Source organism: Lutibacter sp. Hel_I_33_5, from assembly GCF_007827455.1.
Lineage (GTDB): Bacteria > Bacteroidota > Bacteroidia > Flavobacteriales > Flavobacteriaceae > Polaribacter.
In genome coordinates this window covers 2,271,325-2,291,137 of the sequence record NZ_VISM01000001.1, presented here as the reverse complement: position 1 = coordinate 2,291,137, position 19,813 = coordinate 2,271,325, and the positions used below count along the sequence as shown (strand labels likewise).

At 30.1% G+C, this 19,813-nt stretch carries 21 protein-coding genes; 15 read left to right on the top strand and 6 right to left on the bottom strand.

Annotated features, from left to right (window positions below; genetic code table 11):
• Nucleotides 1-25 precede the first annotated feature (25 nt).
• The 8 genes from miaB (at nt 26) to groL (ending at nt 6,753) form a co-directional block, all read left to right on the top strand.
• Nucleotides 26-1,483: a tRNA (N6-isopentenyl adenosine(37)-C2)-methylthiotransferase MiaB gene (gene miaB, locus OD91_RS10105; RefSeq protein ID WP_144896267.1), complete on the top strand. Its 1,458-nt coding sequence runs from the start codon at nt 26-28 to the stop codon at nt 1,481-1,483.
• 2 nt (nt 1,484-1,485) lie between these two features.
• Nucleotides 1,486-1,830, top strand: a complete 345-nt coding sequence (locus tag OD91_RS10100) for a n-acetylglutamate synthase (RefSeq protein ID WP_144896266.1) — start codon at nt 1,486-1,488, stop codon at nt 1,828-1,830.
• A 2-nt stretch (nt 1,831-1,832) separates the two neighbouring features.
• Nucleotides 1,833-3,056 (top strand): sigma 54-interacting transcriptional regulator, encoded by a 1,224-nt coding sequence (locus tag OD91_RS10095; protein ID WP_144896265.1) that lies wholly within the window; start codon nt 1,833-1,835, stop codon nt 3,054-3,056.
• A 33-nt stretch (nt 3,057-3,089) separates the two neighbouring features.
• Complete coding sequence (lptE, locus tag OD91_RS10090) at nt 3,090-3,596, top strand: LptE family protein (protein ID WP_144896264.1); 507 nt, start codon at nt 3,090-3,092, stop codon at nt 3,594-3,596.
• Nucleotides 3,590-4,306, top strand: coding sequence for a hypothetical protein (locus OD91_RS10085; RefSeq protein ID WP_144896263.1), 717 nt, complete (start codon nt 3,590-3,592; stop codon nt 4,304-4,306). Before lptE ends, OD91_RS10085 begins: the two co-directional genes overlap by 7 nt.
• Nucleotides 4,303-4,641, top strand: a complete 339-nt coding sequence (gene secG / locus OD91_RS10080) for a preprotein translocase subunit SecG (protein WP_144896262.1) — start codon at nt 4,303-4,305, stop codon at nt 4,639-4,641. Before OD91_RS10085 ends, secG begins: the two co-directional genes overlap by 4 nt.
• Nucleotides 4,642-4,820: 179 nt before the next feature.
• Nucleotides 4,821-5,096 (top strand): co-chaperone GroES, encoded by a 276-nt coding sequence (groES, locus tag OD91_RS10075; RefSeq protein ID WP_144896261.1) that lies wholly within the window; start codon nt 4,821-4,823, stop codon nt 5,094-5,096.
• 19 nt (nt 5,097-5,115) lie between these two features.
• Nucleotides 5,116-6,753 carry a chaperonin GroEL gene (gene groL, locus OD91_RS10070; RefSeq protein WP_144896260.1) on the top strand — a complete coding sequence of 546 codons (1,638 nt, stop codon included), beginning with the start codon at nt 5,116-5,118 and terminating at the stop codon, nt 6,751-6,753.
• A 78-nt stretch (nt 6,754-6,831) separates the two neighbouring features.
• Here groL and OD91_RS10065 read toward each other — a convergent pair whose 3' ends face one another.
• From OD91_RS10065 to xrtF, 6 genes are all read right to left on the bottom strand, one after another.
• On the bottom strand, nt 6,832-7,569 hold the full coding sequence (locus tag OD91_RS10065) for a hypothetical protein (protein WP_144896259.1): 738 nt from the start codon (nt 7,567-7,569) through the stop codon (nt 6,832-6,834).
• A gap of 3 nt (nt 7,570-7,572) precedes the next feature.
• Nucleotides 7,573-7,968: a heavy-metal-associated domain-containing protein gene (locus OD91_RS10060; protein WP_144896258.1), complete on the bottom strand. Its 396-nt coding sequence runs from the start codon at nt 7,966-7,968 to the stop codon at nt 7,573-7,575.
• Between the two features lie 2 nt (nt 7,969-7,970).
• Entirely contained in the window at nt 7,971-10,211 is a 2,241-nt protein-coding gene (locus OD91_RS10055) for a TonB-dependent receptor domain-containing protein (RefSeq protein WP_144896257.1), read from the bottom strand.
• A 73-nt stretch (nt 10,212-10,284) separates the two neighbouring features.
• Nucleotides 10,285-10,689 carry a hypothetical protein gene (locus OD91_RS10050; RefSeq protein ID WP_144896256.1) on the bottom strand — a complete coding sequence of 135 codons (405 nt, stop codon included), beginning with the start codon at nt 10,687-10,689 and terminating at the stop codon, nt 10,285-10,287.
• A 44-nt stretch (nt 10,690-10,733) separates the two neighbouring features.
• On the bottom strand, nt 10,734-11,165 hold the full coding sequence (locus tag OD91_RS10045) for an exosortase F system-associated protein (RefSeq protein ID WP_144896255.1): 432 nt from the start codon (nt 11,163-11,165) through the stop codon (nt 10,734-10,736).
• On the bottom strand, nt 11,158-11,700 hold the full coding sequence (gene xrtF / locus OD91_RS10040; protein WP_144896254.1) for an exosortase family protein XrtF: 543 nt from the start codon (nt 11,698-11,700) through the stop codon (nt 11,158-11,160). The genes OD91_RS10045 and xrtF overlap by 8 nt, the downstream gene beginning before the upstream one ends.
• 38 nt (nt 11,701-11,738) lie before the next feature.
• On the opposite strand from xrtF, the gene OD91_RS10035 reads away from it, so the two are divergent.
• From OD91_RS10035 to rodA, 7 genes are all read left to right on the top strand, one after another.
• The gene (locus OD91_RS10035) at nt 11,739-12,194 is read left to right on the top strand and encodes a GAF domain-containing protein (protein WP_144896253.1); all 456 of its coding nucleotides are present in this window, start codon (nt 11,739-11,741) and stop codon (nt 12,192-12,194) included.
• A 456-nt stretch (nt 12,195-12,650) separates the two neighbouring features.
• Nucleotides 12,651-14,180 carry a bifunctional phosphoribosylaminoimidazolecarboxamide formyltransferase/IMP cyclohydrolase gene (gene purH, locus OD91_RS10030; RefSeq protein WP_144896252.1) on the top strand — a complete coding sequence of 510 codons (1,530 nt, stop codon included), beginning with the start codon at nt 12,651-12,653 and terminating at the stop codon, nt 14,178-14,180.
• 76 nt (nt 14,181-14,256) lie between these two features.
• Complete coding sequence (locus OD91_RS10025; protein WP_144896251.1) at nt 14,257-15,285, top strand: rod shape-determining protein; 1,029 nt, start codon at nt 14,257-14,259, stop codon at nt 15,283-15,285.
• A 22-nt stretch (nt 15,286-15,307) separates the two neighbouring features.
• A complete protein-coding gene (mreC, locus tag OD91_RS10020) occupies nt 15,308-16,117 on the top strand; it encodes a rod shape-determining protein MreC (protein ID WP_144896250.1) in 810 nt (269 codons plus the stop codon).
• Entirely contained in the window at nt 16,110-16,619 is a 510-nt protein-coding gene (gene mreD / locus OD91_RS10015) for a rod shape-determining protein MreD (RefSeq protein ID WP_144896249.1), read from the top strand. The genes mreC and mreD overlap by 8 nt, the downstream gene beginning before the upstream one ends.
• On the top strand, nt 16,612-18,498 hold the full coding sequence (mrdA, locus tag OD91_RS10010; RefSeq protein WP_144896248.1) for a penicillin-binding protein 2: 1,887 nt from the start codon (nt 16,612-16,614) through the stop codon (nt 18,496-18,498). Before mreD ends, mrdA begins: the two co-directional genes overlap by 8 nt.
• Nucleotides 18,479-19,759, top strand: coding sequence for a rod shape-determining protein RodA (gene rodA, locus OD91_RS10005; protein WP_144896247.1), 1,281 nt, complete (start codon nt 18,479-18,481; stop codon nt 19,757-19,759). Before mrdA ends, rodA begins: the two co-directional genes overlap by 20 nt.
• The last annotated feature ends 54 nt before the right edge of the window (nt 19,760-19,813 follow it).

Below are 19,813 nucleotides of genomic sequence, written 5' to 3'. Positions count from 1 at the left end.
TTCTATCAAAATTGAAAAGTGATCCATGGAACAGGTAGAGAAAGTTATTGATGAAAAAATACAAGGAAAAGCTCTTGTAACTGAAAGTAAGCAAGAAAATAGTAAGAAATTATTCATTGAAAGTTATGGCTGTCAAATGAATATGAATGATAGTGAGATTGTTGCTTCTATCCTTTCTGAACAAGGTTTTAATACAACTCAGAATTTAGAAAATGCCGATTTAGTTTTGGTAAATACTTGCTCTATAAGGGAAAAAGCTGAAACTACAGTTAGAAAACGTTTACAAAAATACAATAGGGTAAAAAAACATGTAAATCCAAAAATGAAAGTTGGGGTTTTAGGCTGCATGGCAGAACGTCTAAAAGAAAAATTTTTAGAGGAAGAAAAAATTGTTGATTTAGTTGTTGGACCAGATGCATATAGAGATTTACCAAACCTTTTAGAAGAAATTGATGCTGGTAGAGATGCAGTAAACGTAATTTTATCTAAAGACGAAACCTACGGAGATGTATCTCCAGTTCGATTAAATTCTAACGGAGTTTCTGCATTTGTTTCCATTACACGTGGATGTGATAACATGTGTACTTTCTGTGTTGTTCCTTTTACAAGAGGACGAGAAAGAAGCCGTGATCCAAAAAGTATTATTGAGGAAATTCAATCTATGGTAGATAAGAATTTCAAAGAAATTACTTTATTAGGTCAAAATGTAGATTCTTATTTATGGTATGGTGGCGGATTGAAAAAAGACTTCAAAAAAGCTTCTGAACTTGCTCAAGCAACTGCTGTCGGATTTGCAGAATTATTAGACCTATGTGCTAAAGAGTTTCCAAAAACACGTTTTCGTTTTTCTACATCCAATCCACAAGACATGAGTTTAGATGTAATACATGTAATGGCTAAACACAAAAATATTTGTAAATATTTACACCTCCCTGTTCAAAGCGGAAGTAACGCAATGTTAAAAGCTATGAACCGTCAACATACACGTGAAGAATACAAAGAATTAGTAGATAATATTTTTAGAATAATTCCCGAAATCGCTTTAAGTCAAGATATGATTGTTGGTTTTTGTGGAGAAACAGAAGAAGATCATCAAGATACTTTAGAATTGCTAGAATATGTAAAATACGACTACGGTTTTATGTTTGCTTATTCTGAAAGACCCGGGACTTTAGCAGCCAAAAAAATGGAAGATGACGTTCCAAAAGAAACGAAACAACGTCGTTTAGCAGAAGTAATTGCTTTACAAAGAAAGCATGGTTTATATAGAACACAGCAACATTTAGGAAAAACTGAAGAGTTTTTAATTGAAGGAACTTCTAAAAAAGATCCAAACCAATGGAAAGCTAGAAACACACAAAATATGGTTGCAGTTTTTGCAAAAGGTGATTATAAATTAGGTGATTTTGTTAATGTAAAAATTGAAGATTGTACTTCTGCGACTTTAAAAGGAACTGCTATTGGTTATTCAGATAATAATTAATTTTGAAACAAGAATTCAATTTTCATAATAAAACATTTGAGTTATTAGAAAACTCTGAGACTGGGAAAGTTAATTCGGAAACAGTATTTAAATACAAACAAGAAGGGAATTTAGTTACGGCAGATTATTTTGGTGGCACTATAAAATATGGTAAAATAATTGCGACACTAGACAATGACAAATTGAATATGTTATATCAATGTGTAACAAATGAAAACGAATTAAAAGCTGGAAAAGCTATTGCAAAAATTAGTTTAACCAGCAATCAAAAAATAAAGTTAAGCCTAAAATGGGAATGGTTAATTGATGAAAAAGGAAAAGGACTTTCTGAATATTTAGAAAAATAAAAATGGAAAACTTACAAGCTATAAAACAACGTTTTGGCATCATTGGTAACGATGTGCAACTAAATCGTGCTTTAGAAAAAGCCGTTAGAGTTGCACCTACAGATATTTCTGTTTTAGTTACTGGAGAAAGTGGTGTTGGAAAAGAAAGTATCCCAAAGATTATTCATCAATTATCACATAGAAAGCATGCAAAATATATTGCCGTAAATTGTGGTGCAATTCCTGAAGGAACTATAGATAGTGAGTTATTTGGACACGAAAAAGGAGCATTTACTGGAGCTTCATCTACCAGAAAAGGATATTTTGAAGTTGCTGACGGTGGAACGATATTTCTAGATGAAGTTGGAGAATTACCATTAACAACACAAGTACGTTTATTACGTGTTTTAGAAAATGGCGAGTATATTAAAGTTGGATCATCAGAAGTACAAAAAACAAATGTTCGAATTGTTGCTGCAACCAACATGAAAATGCACGAAGCCATATCTAAAGAAAAATTTAGAGAAGACTTATATTACAGATTAAGTACTATTGAAATTAACTTACCAGCTTTAAGAGAACGTAATGAAGACATTCATTTATTATTTAGAAAGTTTGCATCAGACTTTGCTCAAAAATATAGAATGCCAACGATTCGTTTGGACGAAAATGCAACAAAATTATTATTAAATTATAGTTTTCCTGGTAACATTCGTCAATTAAGAAATATAGCAGAACAAATTTCTGTTGTTGAAGAAAATAGATTAGTTACTGCTGATAAAATAGTTCAGTATTTACCAAATATGAAAGGTAATTTACCAGCTGTAATTGGAGGTAAAACTAGTAATTCTGATTTCGCTAATGAACGAGACATTATGTACAAAGTTTTGTTTGATATGCGAAATGATATTAATGATCTAAAAAAACTGACTTTAGATTTAATTAAAAACGGAGATTCAGAACAAGTTCAAGCACAGAATCATCAGCTAATAGAAAAGATTTATCAAGAACAAACTGAACAAGAATCAAACATTGAAGTTGTTCAGATTCCACAAAATAATGTTCAAAATAATTACGATTTTATAGAGACAATTGAAGAAGATGAAAGTTTATCACTTCAAGACAAAGAAATCGAAATGATTAAAAAATCATTAGAGAAAAACAATAACAAACGTAAATTAGCAGCAAAAGAACTTGGTATTTCTGAGCGAACACTTTATAGAAAAATCAAACAATACGATTTATAAATCAACGTTAAAATGAGTACATTTGAGTTCGATATGAAAAAAATCAAGTTTCTTTTTATAACATTTTTCACAGCAATTGTTATCGTTGGTTGTGGCGCATATTCTTTCACAGGAGGAAATACAGGAGATGCAAAAACAATACAGATTGATTTTTTTCCGAATCAAGCTTCTTTAGTTGAACCTCAACTTAGTCAAAAATTCACACAAGATTTACAAGATTTATTTACACGACAGACCAATTTAACATTGGTTCCAAGAAATGGCGATTTATACCTGTCTGGCGAAATCACTGGATATAGAATTACTCCTATGAGTGCAACTGCACAACAAACTGCGGCACAAAATAGATTGCAAATTACATTTAATGTTCGTTTTGTAAATAAACTAAATGAAAAAGATGATTTTGAAAAAAGCTTTTCTTTTTATTCAGATTATGGAGCTACAGAACAACTTATTGGTGGTGTTTTAGACGGTGCTTTAGAAGAAATCATAGAACGTGTTACACAAGATATCTTTAATGCTTCTGTAGCAAAATGGTAAAATCTGAATACATAGAAACGCTTAAAAGTACAGGAATAATATCCAAAGAAAAAACAGCTACTTTAAAAGATATTACTGAAAAGTATCCCTATTTTCAATCAGTTAGAGCTTTGTATTTAAAAGGATTAAAAAATCAAGATAGCTTTAAATACAACAACGAACTCAAAATAACTGCAGCTCATACAACAGACAGAACTATTTTATTTGATTTTATCAGTTCTAAAACATTTAACACGCTTCCAAAAATTGAAAAGCCTAAAGAAAATATCATTCTAAAGGAAGAACCAAAAACTCCAGAAGTTTCTAAAGCTGTAGAAAAATTAGATATTGGGAAACCTATTTCATTTAATAATAACGAAACACATTCATTTAATGAATGGCTACAATTAGCAGCAAAAAAACCAATTAAAAGAGTTACAGAAAGGAAATCTGAGAAACAAAACAAGGCTAGTTTAATTGATCGTTTTATTAAAAATAATCCAAAAATAAAACCAACAGAAAAGAACCAAGATATTTCTATAAATATTAATGAAGTAAAAACAGATTCTTCCTTAATGACACAAACACTTGCTAAAGTTTATCTTGAGCAGAAAAAATACAAAAAAGCGATAAAAGCATATGATATTTTAAGTTTGAAATATCCAGAAAAAAGTGGTTTCTTTGCAGACCAAATTAAAAGAATACAAATTTTACAAAAAAACAAATCATGAGTTATAACTTATTTTTAGCTTTAATTTTAATCTTAGCGATAGCGCTAATATTAATTGTTATGGTTCAAAACCCTAAAGGTGGAGGATTATCTTCTTCATTTGGAGGTGGTGGAGCACAATCTTTAGGTGGTGTTCAAAACACAAATAACTTTTTAGATAGAACTACTTGGACATTAGCAATTGCAATGTTTGCGTTAATTTTATTAGCAAATTTCGCAATCCCAAGAGCTGGAGATAATTTTAAGTTAGATAAAACATTAGAAGGTGTTGAAACTTCTGCACCTACTACAGATACTAATTTACCAGCATCTACAACAAAAGATACTGTAAATTAACAATCTAAAAAAGATATTAAAAATGCCAACGAAATGACACGTTGGCATTTTTTTATTCAATAAATTGAAACAATAATTACCTTGATTGAAAATTTGACAGTTTTTAATCAATGGCACAATTACTGACTTAAAGTAATCATGTTAAAATTAATTTACTAACAAAATAAAATTACAATTAAATGGGATTAAACATTAAACCTTTAGCAGACAGAGTTCTTGTAGAACCAGCTGCAGCTGAAACTACTACAGCATCAGGAATTATTATTCCAGATAATGCAAAAGAAAAACCACAAAAAGGAACTGTTGTTGCTACCGGTAATGGCAAAAAAGACGAACCTTTAACAGTAAAAGTTGGCGATACAGTTTTATACAGCAAGTATGGTGGAACTGAATTAAAACTAGAAGGAAAAGATTATTTAATGATGCGCGAAAGCGACATTTTAGCAATTGTTTAATTGATAAAAACTTAAGAAAATGGCAAAAGATATAAAATTTGATATTGAAGCTCGTGACGGATTAAAACGCGGAGTTGATGCATTGGCAAATGCTGTAAAAGTAACGTTAGGACCAAAAGGAAGAAATGTAATAATTTCTAAATCTTTTGGCGCACCAACAGTAACTAAAGATGGTGTTTCTGTAGCAAAAGAAATAGAACTAGAAAATGAGCTTGAAAACATGGGAGCTCAAATGGTAAAGGAAGTTGCTTCTAAAACCAATGATTTAGCTGGTGACGGAACTACAACTGCTACAGTTTTAGCACAAGCTATCGTTAAAGAAGGTTTAAAAAATGTTGCCGCTGGTGCAAATCCTATGGATTTAAAACGTGGTATTGACAAAGCTGTAACAGCAATAGTTGCAGATTTAGATAAACAATCTAAACAAGTTGGTAACTCATCAGAAAAAATAAAACAAGTTGCTGCAATTTCTGCAAATAACGATAATACTATTGGCGATTTAATTGCTACTGCCTTCACCAAAGTTGGTAAAGAAGGTGTTATTACTGTTGAAGAAGCTAAAGGTATGGAAACGTATGTTGATGTTGTAGAAGGAATGCAATTTGATAGAGGTTATTTATCTCCTTATTTTGTAACAGATGCAGATAAAATGATTGCTGATTTAGAAAATCCTTATGTTTTATTATTTGACAAAAAGATTTCTAACTTACAAGAGATACTTCCAATTTTAGAACCAGTTTCTCAATCAGGAAGACCATTATTAATTATTGCTGAAGATGTAGATGGACAAGCATTAGCAACTTTAGTAGTAAATAAATTACGTGGTGGTTTAAAAATTGCTGCCGTAAAAGCTCCTGGTTTTGGTGACAGAAGAAAAGCTATGCTAGAAGACATTGCAATCTTAACAGGTGCAACGGTAATTTCTGAAGAAAGAGGTTTTTCTCTAGAAAACGCAACTTTAGATTTATTAGGTAATGCTGAAGGTATTACAATTGATAAAGACAATACAACCATAGTAAATGGTTCAGGAAAAGCTAGTAATATAAAAGCTAGAGTGAATCAAATTAAAGCACAAATAGAAACTACAACTTCAGATTACGATAGAGAGAAACTACAAGAGCGTTTAGCTAAATTAGCTGGTGGTGTTGCAGTTTTATATGTTGGTGCTGCTTCTGAAGTAGAAATGAAAGAAAAGAAAGACAGAGTTGATGATGCTTTACACGCTACTCGTGCTGCCGTTGAAGAAGGAATTGTTGCCGGTGGTGGAGTTGCTTTAGTAAGAGCTAAAAAAGTTTTAGAGAAAATTACAACTGAAAACTTAGATGAAACTACTGGAGTTCAAATTGTAAACAAAGCTATTGAATCTCCTTTAAGAACGATTGTTGAGAATGCCGGCGGTGAAGGTTCTGTTGTAATCAACAAAGTATTAGAAGGTAAAAAAGACTTTGGTTATGATGCAAAATCTGAAGCCTATGTAGATATGCTAAAAGCTGGAATTATTGACCCTAAGAAAGTAACTAGAGTTGCTTTAGAAAATGCAGCTTCTGTTGCTGGAATGATCTTAACCACAGAATGTGCATTAGTAGATATTAAAGAAGATGCTCCTGCTGGCGGTGGAATGCCTCCAATGGGTGGTGGAATGCCAGGAATGATGTAGCACACAACGTGTGCGAGTAATTTTCTCACTCTTGCGCAAACAATAAGTAAAAAATCCGATAGAAATTCTATCGGATTTTTACTTATATGATGTTTTATAATTTGAATAATAATACTCTGCCCTTAGAAATGTTTTCTCTCCCTTACTATCAAGTCGATAACTTTTTCTTTTTTCATTAAAAGTAAAATAGTAACTCGAATTAAATGTTATGTTTTCTACTAAACTTGTATGGTCTTGCCTAATTACTTTATTGGCGATAATTTTAAAATCTTCTACATCAAAATAATAAAACCAAACATCAGACAATTTAGAATCACCTTTGTAAGCAACCTTTATTTCATATGCATTCTTATTATCTTCTAACTTTACAATTCCAGTATAATCCAGCTTAACATTTTCATTTAATAAATCGAAAGGTTGACGAATTACATATTGAGATGCAAAAAAACTATTTCTAGCCTTCATTAATTCTTTTGAATCTGTAACTAAAGAATCATTAATGTATTTTCTAATTACATTATTTTCATAAGCTATAAACATACTATCCTGTTTATTTTTCCATGATAGTTTTCCTGATAATTTTGGATAAAAAATAAATTTTTGATGTTGTGAAACATCTGACTCTATTATACCTTTTTCATTATAAAGAATCACTTTTTTATCAAAACTTAATTCCTTTAAAGAATTCCAATTTTTCAAACCTCCATGTTTTTCAATTGATTTTTCAACAATAAATTTTGCTGATATATTTTCTTTCTCTTTACAGTAAAAAAATGAAAGAATAACAACTAAATATAAAGGTAACTTTTTAAGCATCTTTTAATTCTTCTTTTTCTGCTTTTTCATTCCTCCTTCATGATCTAACACAATTTCTTCATCTCTATATTTACAACATGGATGCACCGCATTATAAGACTCTTCCGTTGCCACATAGCCTTTAGAGTCATGACCAACTTCTGCAATATTCTTCTGAATTTTATTTACGGTCGTTTTACGCTCATCAATAATCATATTTAATTGATGTGTTTTTACGTTCCAAATTGCAAATTTTACACCTTTTGTATTTAAAGCTGCTTTCTCTATTCGCTTTTTGCACATCCCGCAAATACCATCAACTTCTATACTTATTTTAGCGTTTTTCTTCTTTTTTACTTCTTGAGATTGAACTGAAAACCCAATCATTAGTAAACTAAATAATACTATTATTTTTTTCATTTTTAATCGATTTTATAACGTAATCCTGTATAATATGCAGCTCCAAAAATTGGGCCGTATACAATTGTGGTATCAAAGTTTGAGCCAAAAGCAGCATCACTTGCTAAAATAGGATTTTTAAGTTTAAAGTTTGTGATATTCTCTCCTCCAAAATATATTTCAAATTTCTTCGAAAAGACTTTTGTGATTTGCAAATTCAGCAAACTATATTCTTTAGAATATTTTTCTAATTGATATTGAACAGGATTTGTAGACGTATTTGGTAAACGCTGCTCTCCAATTAAATTAAATGTTGTATCAAATTTCCATTGATTATCATTTTCTTGTATCTCAGTTTCATATGATAGATTTGCAAAAAATCTATTTTTTGGTTGAATCGCTTTTTGAAAATGACCTGATTTATAATCTGTTGAAACATCAAAGTATTTATACGCAGTTCTAAGGTTTAAATTTTTTGCTAGTGTATAATTTACTTCTACTTGAAAACTATTCGCGATACTTTCTCCTGATAAATCATAGAAGGCTATTTCTTGTGGATTTTCCCAATCAACCACTATTTGATTTTGAAAATCTGTTCGATAAAAATCAAAAGTAATATCACCTTTTTTATCAAATAAATTAAACTTCTGCAAATATGAAACTCCATAATTCCAAGCAATTTCAGGATTTAATCCATAGATATTTCCACCATTCGCATCAATTTTTATTTGTCTAGAACTTGCAAATAATTGCTGATTTTCGGCAAAGATATTTGCACTCCTTTTTCCTCTTCCTGCCGAAGCTCTAATCACACCTTTTTCCCAAGGAACATATCGTAAATGCAAACGTGGAGTTAAAAATGTACCTAATAAATTATGCTTGTCAATTCGTAAGCCTGCAGTAAAACTAAAATCTTCTAAATTGTCGTAAGCATATTCAAAAAATGCGCCAAAAGAGTTTTCGCTTCTATCAAAATTTATAGCATTTACAAGTTCATCATAGAGATCATTTGTATAAGAAATTCCTGTTTTAAACTTACTTCTAGTATCTCCAATGATTGAATTAAAAAGCAAATTTGCATATACACTTTGATGATTGATATCATAATTTCTTAACCCAAAATAAGAATCTTGATCATGATTACTATAAGCTACTTGTAATCCGAAACTTTGAAATGGCAACTCTGGAAAAACATATCCAACTTTTGCTGCGGTATTAAAACGTTTCGTTTTAATTTCACTACCCCAAATGGTTGATGAGTTTTTATCAATATCTGGATTAAAGGACGTTTGCCCAGTTTGTTTTTCATCATTTACATATCTAAAACTAAGAAAACTAACCCATCCTTTTTGAGCATCGGTATACTGCCAACGATTCATTATATTTATTTGGTTTGCTAATGGGGCATCTAAAAAACCATCGTTGTTTTTATCAAATTTTTGTTTTCTAAGATTTCCATGAACATACAAACCTGTTTGCCATTTATCTGAAACTTTTTGATTGAAATGTGTGTTTAACTCTAATCGTCCGTTTAAAGAACTATAGGCATTTAAAAAGAACTTTTTATCTGTAAAAGGTTTTACCAATTCTGCATTAATCTGTCCAGAAATACTTTCGTATCCGTTAACAACTGACCCTGCTCCTTTTGTAATCTGAATACTTTCTACCCAAGTTCCAGGTGTAAAAGTTAATCCAAAAGCTTGCGAAGCTCCTCTCACTGAAGGTATATTTTCTTCAGAAATTAACAAATACGGACTTGTAAGTCCTAACATTTGAATTTGCCTTGTACCTGTTAATGCATCAGAAAAACTAACATCAATCGATGGGTTTGTTTCAAAACTCTCTGCCAAATTACAACACGCGGCTTTTAACAATTCATCAGAATTTACCGTAAATACATTTGCTGTAGATAAAAATGATTTTTGAGTTGCAGCTTTTTTACTAGTTATTTTTATTTCCTCTAAATCGGATTCTTCTGTTAAAAAATGATGAATCAGATTTAAGTTTTTTATTGTTAACGTATCTGTTTTATAACCGATATAACTTATGACTAATTTTTTATAAGATGATTTATAAGGTATTGTAAACCATCCTTTTTTATTGGTAATTACACCAACATTTGTATTTAACCAGTGTACATTAACATCGGCAACACCTTTATTATTTTTCGGATTGTTTCTATCCATTATCATTCCTTTAAACGTTTCTTGTGAAAAAGAAAATAACGGAATTAATAAAAGGACATTGAGAATATATTTTTTCATTTTATGTTTTTGATTTTAATAAATAGACAACTTCATCTTAAAAAAAGATGAAAACAATTGTGCTATTATAAAATCAAATTAAAAATGCCTGGAAAGCGACTTGAAAATCTTTGGGTATATCGGGAGGAGAAAAATCTTTTTTAATTAATTTTTCTGATTCGATTTGAATAAACAAATCTTGAAACGAAATAAGAAAAGTGATTGCAAATTCTTTTGTTTTAAGATCTAACTCAATATCTGAAAACTGTTGTAATTCGTCTTGTCCTTCAACTTTTAGAATTTCATCTTTACAACAACTTTTCTTTTTCCTTGATGGATTTTTATTTAACTCCATTCCACAGCCCTTAGCATCACCAAAATAAGAAACATCAACCAAAAAATCGCCACAAAAATGCTTGTCAACCGCAAATGAAAAGGTTGAAAACAGCACTAAAAGAGCTAATAATGTAGATGATATTTTTAAAGAAAACTGCTTCATTCTGAAAACAAATTTACGACTTGTAAATTTAAAAGTTTGTTAAATTATTTGCTTCGAAGTTTTTGATAGTAAAACGCTGGTAATAAAATCAATAAAAACAATGGATGAATTAAAAATCGTCTTATATAAAAAGGTAATAAATAACCCTCTTGAAACTTGTCTCTTAGTAAGAAAACAAAGACAACAATTAGAATCATAAAAGCGGTCATGTGAAAAAATCCAGCAAACTTTAGATGATCCTTTTTCTGAAAAATCAGCCATATAATCCCTAAAGAAATAAGTGTATTAATCGTATATCTATAAAGTATATTTACAACTAATTTCCATTCATTCATTTCTGGCATCATCTTATACAAGTAATCATTATGAAAATACCGAATTAATGGATCATAAAAAACATCTGATGAAATTGATCTAACAAATATCAGCATCAAAAACAACAAAATAATTAATATGATTCTAGTAGTTTTATGCATCATTCTTCTTTTTAGAAAACTTATTTACCCAAATTACCCATAGTAAAAATGTGGTTCCATAAATTATTGCAGGAAAAACTAAATCATGCAGAATGGTTTGTTTTTCTGGAAACATTTTCAGCATATAAACCAAAAATGAGATTCTAAATATATTTATACTATAAATAATTAGACTACCAATAATCGCATATAAAATTGTAGGTATCACTTTACCGGAAAACGCAAAAATAAATGCAATAAAAAGTACAATAATACTAATAGAATTACACCCTTCAATTACTCTAGCAAGATAAACATCATCTATTAAAACTTTAACAGACAATTCATCTTCATGCTGCACAAAATTAGCATTATGACCAAAAGCCTGCAATGTATTTGTTGCTTGTTCTGCTACTTTTGTTGTTATTGGAGCACAAACAAAAACCTCATCTTTTTCTTGAGTTTGATGTAAGTAAAACGAATAAATAGCGAATAATATAAAGTAGGTCGCAAAAAACTTAATTAGAAAAAGAACGATGTTTCTGTATTTTTTCACAAAGATTTTGGTTTATTTTGCATAACAAATATACAAAAATGGAGATAGATATTTTAAAAACTCAAATTAAGGAAATTATTAACACAACAAGTAGTACTGAAATTAAATTACAAGCGATATGTGACTACTTAAAAAATGAAATTTCTTATTATGATTGGGTCGGTTTCTATTTTAAAAATGGTGATAAAGAAGAGTTGAAATTAGCTCAATTTTCTGGTGAACCTACAGATCATACCATTATACCTTTTGGAAAAGGAATTTGCGGTCAAGTTGCTGTAAGTAATGAAAACTTTGTTGTACAAGATGTTACAGAACAAGACAATTATATTTCTTGTGGCTGGAAGGTTAAATCAGAAATTGTTATTCCCATTTTTGTTGATGAAGAAAACATTGGACAAATTGATATAGATTCTCATACAAAAAACACATTTACATCAAAAGATGAAGAATTGTTGGAGTTTGTATGTAAGAGAGTATCGGAAATTTTAGAATAAAATTGTTTTTTTTATTTTATTTTTCTATGTTTGTTAAGTAAAATATTATTATTAACCCATTCTATTAATCATTAACCCCCCTTATAATGAGACGACAAGAATACAGAACTTCAGTCCCCACTGGTAGCCCACATTCTAATTTTTCAATGAAAAAAACTAAACTTTTAGACAAATTTGTCTTTTGGTTTCGTAATTTTTTAGAAAACGCAGAATAACTTAAAACCCCCTTAGTATGAAAAAACAAGACACTTTTTCCCAAACAGTCCTTGGTAAATTTCTTTTTAGAAAAAAACTAAGCGCCTTAAAAAGGCACAGAGATTATAATGAGCTAGTAAACCATTTTAAATCTCGTGTTTTAACAGAATAATTGTTAATTATTTTAGATTTTTGTTATTATCTTTTTATTGTAGAACGCGTTAGGTTTTAGTAGATTTGCTTGCTTATAACAACACAACTATGAGCACTCAAAAAACGATTAAATCTGCACTAATTTCCGTATTTCATAAAAACGGATTAGAACCTATAGTAAAGAAGTTAAATGACTTAAATGTTACTATCTACTCTACTGGAGGAACAGAAAAATTCATTAAAGATTTAGGAATTAATGTTGTTCCGGTAGAAGATGTAACTTCTTACCCTTCTATTTTAGGTGGAAGAGTTAAAACATTACACCCTAAAGTTTTTGGTGGAATCTTAAATAGACAAGATCATGATGACGATATCGCAGAAATGGCTAGTTTTGAAATTCCACAAATAGATGTAGTGATTGTAGATTTATATCCGTTCGAAAAAACGGTTGCTTCTGGTGCTGCTGAGCAAGATATTATTGAAAAAATTGATATTGGTGGAATCTCATTAATAAGAGCTGCTGCAAAAAACTTTAAAGACGTTATTACTGTTTCTTCTATGGAACAATATGATGAATTTTTAAATATCATAAATGAAAGCAACGGAATTACAACTATTGAAAATAGAAAAAAGTTTGCCGCTAAATCATTTAACATTTCATCACACTACGACACGGCAATCTTCAATTATTTTAATCAACATGAAGACGCTGTTTTAAAAATATCAGAAACTTCTGGTAAAGTGTTACGATACGGAGAAAACCCACATCAAAAAGGATTTTTCTTTGGTGATTTTGACGCTATGTTTGACAAACTACACGGTAAAGAATTAAGCTATAACAACTTATTAGATGTTGATGCTGCTGTAAATTTAATTAACGAATTTAAAGGAGAAGCACCAACATTTGCTATTTTAAAACATAACAACGCATGTGGTTTTGCACAAAGAGAAACTGTACATCAAGCGTATGTAGATGCTTTAGCTGGCGATCCTGTTTCTGCTTTTGGCGGTGTATTAATTTGCAACACTGCAATTGACAAAACTACTGCTGAAGAAATCCATAAGTTATTTTGCGAAGTTGTAATTGCTCCTTCATTTACAGATGAAGCATTAACAATTTTAAAAGGAAAAAAGAATAGAATTTTATTAATTCAAAAAGAAGCCGATTTCTCTAACACAACAGTCAGAACCTGTTTAAATGGAACTTTAGTTCAAGAAAGAGACCATAAAACGGATACTTTAGCTGATTTATCATATGCAACTAACAATAAACCAAGTGAAAACGAGTTAGATGATTTATTATTCGCTTCTAAAATTTGTAAACACACAAAATCTAACACTATTGTTTTAACAAAGAACAAACAGTTATTTGCGAGTGGGACTGGACAAACAAGTAGAGTTGATGCATTAAATCAAGCTATAGAAAAAGCAAAAAATTTCGGTTTCGATTTAAACGGATCAGTTATGGCAAGTGATGCTTTTTTCCCTTTTCCAGATTGTGTAGAAATAGCAGATAAAGCGGGTATAAAAAGTGTCATTCAACCTGGCGGATCTATAAAAGATCAATTAAGTATCGATTATTGTAATGAACATAATTTATCGATGGTAATGACAGGAACAAGACATTTTAAGCATTAAAAAATCACAATGTAATTAGCACACAAATTTTTATTAAATTTGTAAGGTTACATCTACACCAAAATAAAAACATTATATGGGTTTTTTTGATTTCATGACGGAGGATATTGCTATTGATTTAGGAACAGCAAATACCTTAATTATTCATAACGGAAAAGTTGTTATTGATAGTCCTTCTATTGTTGCAAGAAATAGAATTACTGGTAAAATTATTGCTACTGGTAAGGAAGCAAATTTAATGCAAGGAAAAACGCATGAAAATATAAAAACTATTCGTCCATTAAAAGATGGAGTAATTGCAGATTTTCAAGCATCTGAAGAGATGATTAAGGAATTTGTAAAAATGATTCCTGCAATAAAAAAGAAATTATTCCCACCTTCTTTACGTATGGTTATTTGTATTCCTTCTGGAATTACAGAAGTAGAAAAACGTGCAGTTATCGATTCTGCTCGTCATATGAATGCAAAAGAAATTTATTTAATATATGAACCAATGGCTGCTGCGATTGGTGTTGGTATTGATATTATGGAACCTAAAGGAAACATGATTATTGATATAGGTGGTGGAACTACAGAAATTGCAGTTATTGCTTTGGCTGGTATTGTTTGTGATCAGTCTGTAAAAGTTGCAGGTGATTTATTTACAAGTGATATTATGTATTATATGCGTACACAACACAACTTATATGTTGGAGAAACTACAGCAGAAAAAATTAAAATTCAAATAGGTGCAGCTACAGAAGATTTAGATACTCCGCCAGAAGACATGATGGTTCAGGGTAGAGATTTACTTAGTGGTAAACCAAAACAAGTTCAAGTTTCACATAGAGAAATTGCAAAAGCATTAGACAAATCAATCTTAAGAATTGAAGATGCTGTAATGGAAACTTTATCTAAGACTCCACCAGAATTAGCTGCAGACATTTATAATACTGGAATTTATTTAGCAGGCGGAGGTTCTATGCTACGTGGTTTAGACAAACGTTTATCTAGAAAAACAGACTTACCGGTTTATGTTGCAGAAGATCCATTAAGAGCTGTGGTAAGAGGAACTGGTATCGCGTTAAAAGAACTAGAGAAATATAAAAGTGTTTTAATGAAATAATTTCTTTCCGAAACTCTAACCAATGCAGCAATTAGTCTTTTTTATACAGAAATATAAATTTTTTCTGTTTTTCTTATTGTTAGAAGGCATTGCTTTTTTTTTAATCGTAAACAACCATACTTTTCATAAGAGTAAATTTGTAAGTTCCACAAATTTTATCACAGGCAATCTTTATGAAAAAACCTCTAATTTAACTGAATACCTAAATCTAAACGATAGAAATAAAGAGTTAGTTTTAGAAAATCTGCAACTAAAAAACGATTTAGAAAACTTAAAATCGCTTTTGGATACAACAATTTATATTTCTGTAGTCGATAGCACTAAATACAACCAAAAGTATATTTACACTGCAGCTAAAACTATAAAGAACGAATATCATAAAAACTCTAATTACATCACTATAAACAAAGGTGAAAAAGATGGAATTTCTTTTGAAATGGCTGTTGTAAATAGTAAAGGAATTATCGGCATCACAGATTTGAGCAACAATAATTATTCACGTGTACAATCTATAATTAACATAAATAGCAAGATTAATGCTCGCCTAAAAAACAACACTTATTTCGGAACTTTAGAATGGAATGGAAACGATTACAATATTGTTCAATTAAATGATATTCCAAGACAAATTATTGTAAAACGAGGTGATACAATTATTACTGGTGGAAAATCTGCTATTTTTCCAGAAGGAATTTTGATTGGTACTGTTGATAAAATAAATACAACCACCAATAGTTTAGATGTCAAATTATTTAATGACATGGCAAATATTGGTCCTCTATATGTGATAAAAAACCTAGAAAAACTTGATTTAAAAAGTCTAAATGAATAAAAATATTCGCCTCCTTTTTATAGTGCTATTTTTAATTTTACTTCAAGTATTAGTATTAAATAATGTGTTGTTTTTAGGTTATATCAACCCTTACATTTACATAGCTTTTGTGTTTATTTATCCCTTAAAAGAAAATAGATTCCCTTTTTTAATTTTATCTTTTTTAGTTGGACTTTCGGTAGATTTTTTCAGTAATTCTGGAGGCACACACGCCTTTTCTCTTTTATTTATCGCCTATATAAGACTATTTTTTATTAGAGTTCTTTTTCAGAAAACCCCAGTAGATTTTCATCTTTTCAAACTACATCAAGAAACATTTGGTAAAGTTTTTAATTATGTGGTAATATTAACGGTTATTCATCACCTTATCTTATTTTCTTTAGCTAACTTTAGCATTTACAACCTAACAAATGTTTTAATTAACACACTTTTTTCAAGTATTTTTACGTTAATTTTATACTTTTTAGGAACTTATATTTTAGTCGGAAACAAAAATGAGTAGAAGCTTTTTGCTTTATTTTTTAATCACTTTAATTGGCATAATCTTTATTGGCAGGTTATTTCAATTACAAATCTTACGTGGAGATAATCAAAATCCAGTGCAAAGTGCTGCGGTAAAGATTGAATATGATTTACCAGAACGTGGTTATATTTATGACAGAAACGGAATATTATTAGTTGCCAATCAAGTTTCTTATGATGTTATGGTTGTGCCAAAAGAAGTTGAACCACTTGACACAGTAGAATTTTGTTCGCTTTTAAAAATTGATAAAAACGCGTTTATTAAAAACTTTAATAGAGCTCATAAGTATGCTCCTTGGTTAGCTTCTCCTTTCTTAAAACAGTTAGACAAAAACGACTTTGCTTACTTACAAGAAAAACTTCATAAGTTTAAAGGGTTCTTTATCCAAAAAAGAATCATAAGAAATTATCCAATCAATTCTGCTGCTAATGTAGTAGGTTATATTAGTGAAGTGAGTGAAAATATTGCTAAAAAAAGTGACTATTATCAAGCAGGAGAACTATTAGGAAAAGCTGGAATAGAAAGACAATATGAAAAATTTTTAAGAGGAATTAAAGGAAAAAAACATTTCAAAAGAAATCGCCTAAATAAAATTACTGGAATTTACAAAGAGGGAAAATATGATACTCTGGCTGTTAACGGACAGGATTTAACATTAACTATAGACAGTAAATTACAGCAATATGCAGAATTATTAATGAAAGGAAAAAGAGGTGGAATTGTTGCTTTAGAACCTTCTTCTGGAGAAATTCTAGCGTTAGTTACTGCTCCAAGTTATGATCCAAATATGATGGTTGGTAGACAACGCTCAAAAAATTCTGTACTTTTATTTAATGACACCATAAATAAACCAATGTACGACAGAGGTTTAGAAGAATATTACTCGCCAGGTTCACCCTTTAAAATGATCAATGCATTAATTGGTTTACAAGAAGGCGTAATAAACCCTCAAACACCTTTTTATTGCTATAGCGGTTATAGATATGGAAGTAGAAAAAATGAGTTTATGGGATGTCACTGTGGGATCTATGGACGTCCAATACGATTAAAAACAGCGATTTCGAAATCGTGTAATAGTTATTTTTCTAATACCTATAAAAAGATTGTTGAGAAGGGAGAAAACGCTACATCAGGATTAAATAATTGGAGTAAACACGTTAAAAGTTTTGGTTTAGGAAATTACTTAGGATACGATTTACCCGCAGGAAAAAAAGGATTAATTCCAGATGGAAAATACTATAATGATCGATTAAAATATAGATGGAATGCTAATTCGAACATTTCCAACGCTATAGGGCAAGGAGAGATTATTACAACACCTATACAATTAGCAAATGTAACAGCAGCAATTGCCAATCGAGGTTTTTTCTATACGCCTCATATTGTTAAAAAGATTAACAGTAAACTTAGTATAGATAGCGTCTATTTGACAAAAAAGAAGACCACAATAAATTCAACACATTTTAGCCCTATCATTGATGCGATGCATGAAGTTTTTAAAACTGGAACAGGAAAATGGAGTCAAGTTCCAGGAATAGAGATCTGTGGAAAAACTGGAACAGTAGAAAATTTTATTAGAATTAATGGCGAAAAAACTCAACTAGAAGATCATTCTATTTTAGTGGCATTTGCACCAAAAGAGAATCCCAAAATTGCCTTGGCGGTGTTTGTAGAAAATGGAGGATATGGCTCTACAATTGGAGCACCAGTAACTAGTTTATTAATAGAAAAATATTTAAACGGTAAGATTTCAAACGCGCATAAATATCGTGAATCAAACATGATAAATTTGAGTTTAAAAGACATTTATGATCAACAACTTATAAAACCAACAGATCTTGAGGCAGGAAAGAAATAACATTTTTCTTGGAATAGACTGGATTTTAGTCTTTATTTATCTTGCACTCGTTTTTTTTGGATGGTTAAACATTCATGCAGCTTCAATTACAGATACAAATTTCGAAGTTTTAGATTTCTCAACAAAATACGGCAAACAGCTTATCTGGATTTTATTAAGTATACCATTAATCATATTTATACTTTTTTTTAATTCAAAATTTTATGAACGATTTGCAAGTATATTATATCTTTCTTCATTACTGCTTCTAATAGGTCTTTTCTTATTTGGAAAAAACATAAATGGTGCAACTTCTTGGTATAATTTTGGAGTAATGGGCTTACAACCTTCCGAATTTGCTAAAGCTTTTACCGCACTAGCAGTCGCAAAATTAATGAGTGACAGAAAGTATAATTTAAACCTTATTAAAAACCAAGTAAAAGCTTTTTTTATCGTTTTACTTCCAGCTTTTTTAATTCTATTACAACCCGATGCTGGTTCTGCTTTAATTTATCTTGCATTCTTTTTTGTATTAAATAGAGAAGGTTTAACTTTAAATTATTTCTTATTTGGCGTAGCGTTTATTATACTTTTCTTCCTTACCATTTATTTTGGTGCTAAAGGGATTTTTATCTCACTTTTGATTTTAATGACTCTATCTGTAATCTATGCAATCTATAAAGGCGGAAAAAGATTCATTCGTTTTAATTGGCACAAAGTATTAGGGATTTATCTTATTGTTGGACTTTTTATTTTTGGCGTAGGATTTACCTATAACAATGTTTTTAAACAACATCACAGAAATAGATTTGAAGTTTTATTAGGATTAAAAAAAGATACTAAAGATGTTGGATATAATTCTTATCAATCCGAATTAACAATAAGTTCTGGTGGATTTTCTGGAAAAGGTTTTTTACAAGGCGATAGAACTCAAGGTAAATTTGTGCCAGAACAACATACAGATTATATTTTTAGTACGCTAGGAGAAGAATGGGGATTTTTAGGAAGCACGACTGTTATTATTCTTTTTATGTTTTTAATGTATAGAATAATTTACTTAGCAGATACTCACAACAATAAATTTGGAAGAATTTATGGCTACGGAGTAGCCTCTATTCTATTTTTTCATGTAGTAGTAAATATTGGAATGGTAATAGGATTATTACCTACTGTAGGAATTCCCCTACCCTTTTTCAGCTACGGAGGCTCATCTTTATGGGGCTTTACCTTACTTCTTTTTATTTTTATACGACTAGATGCACACAAAAATTATGATTGGTAATTTATAATAAACAACTTATATAAAACAAAAACGCTCCAACAATGTTGGAGCGTT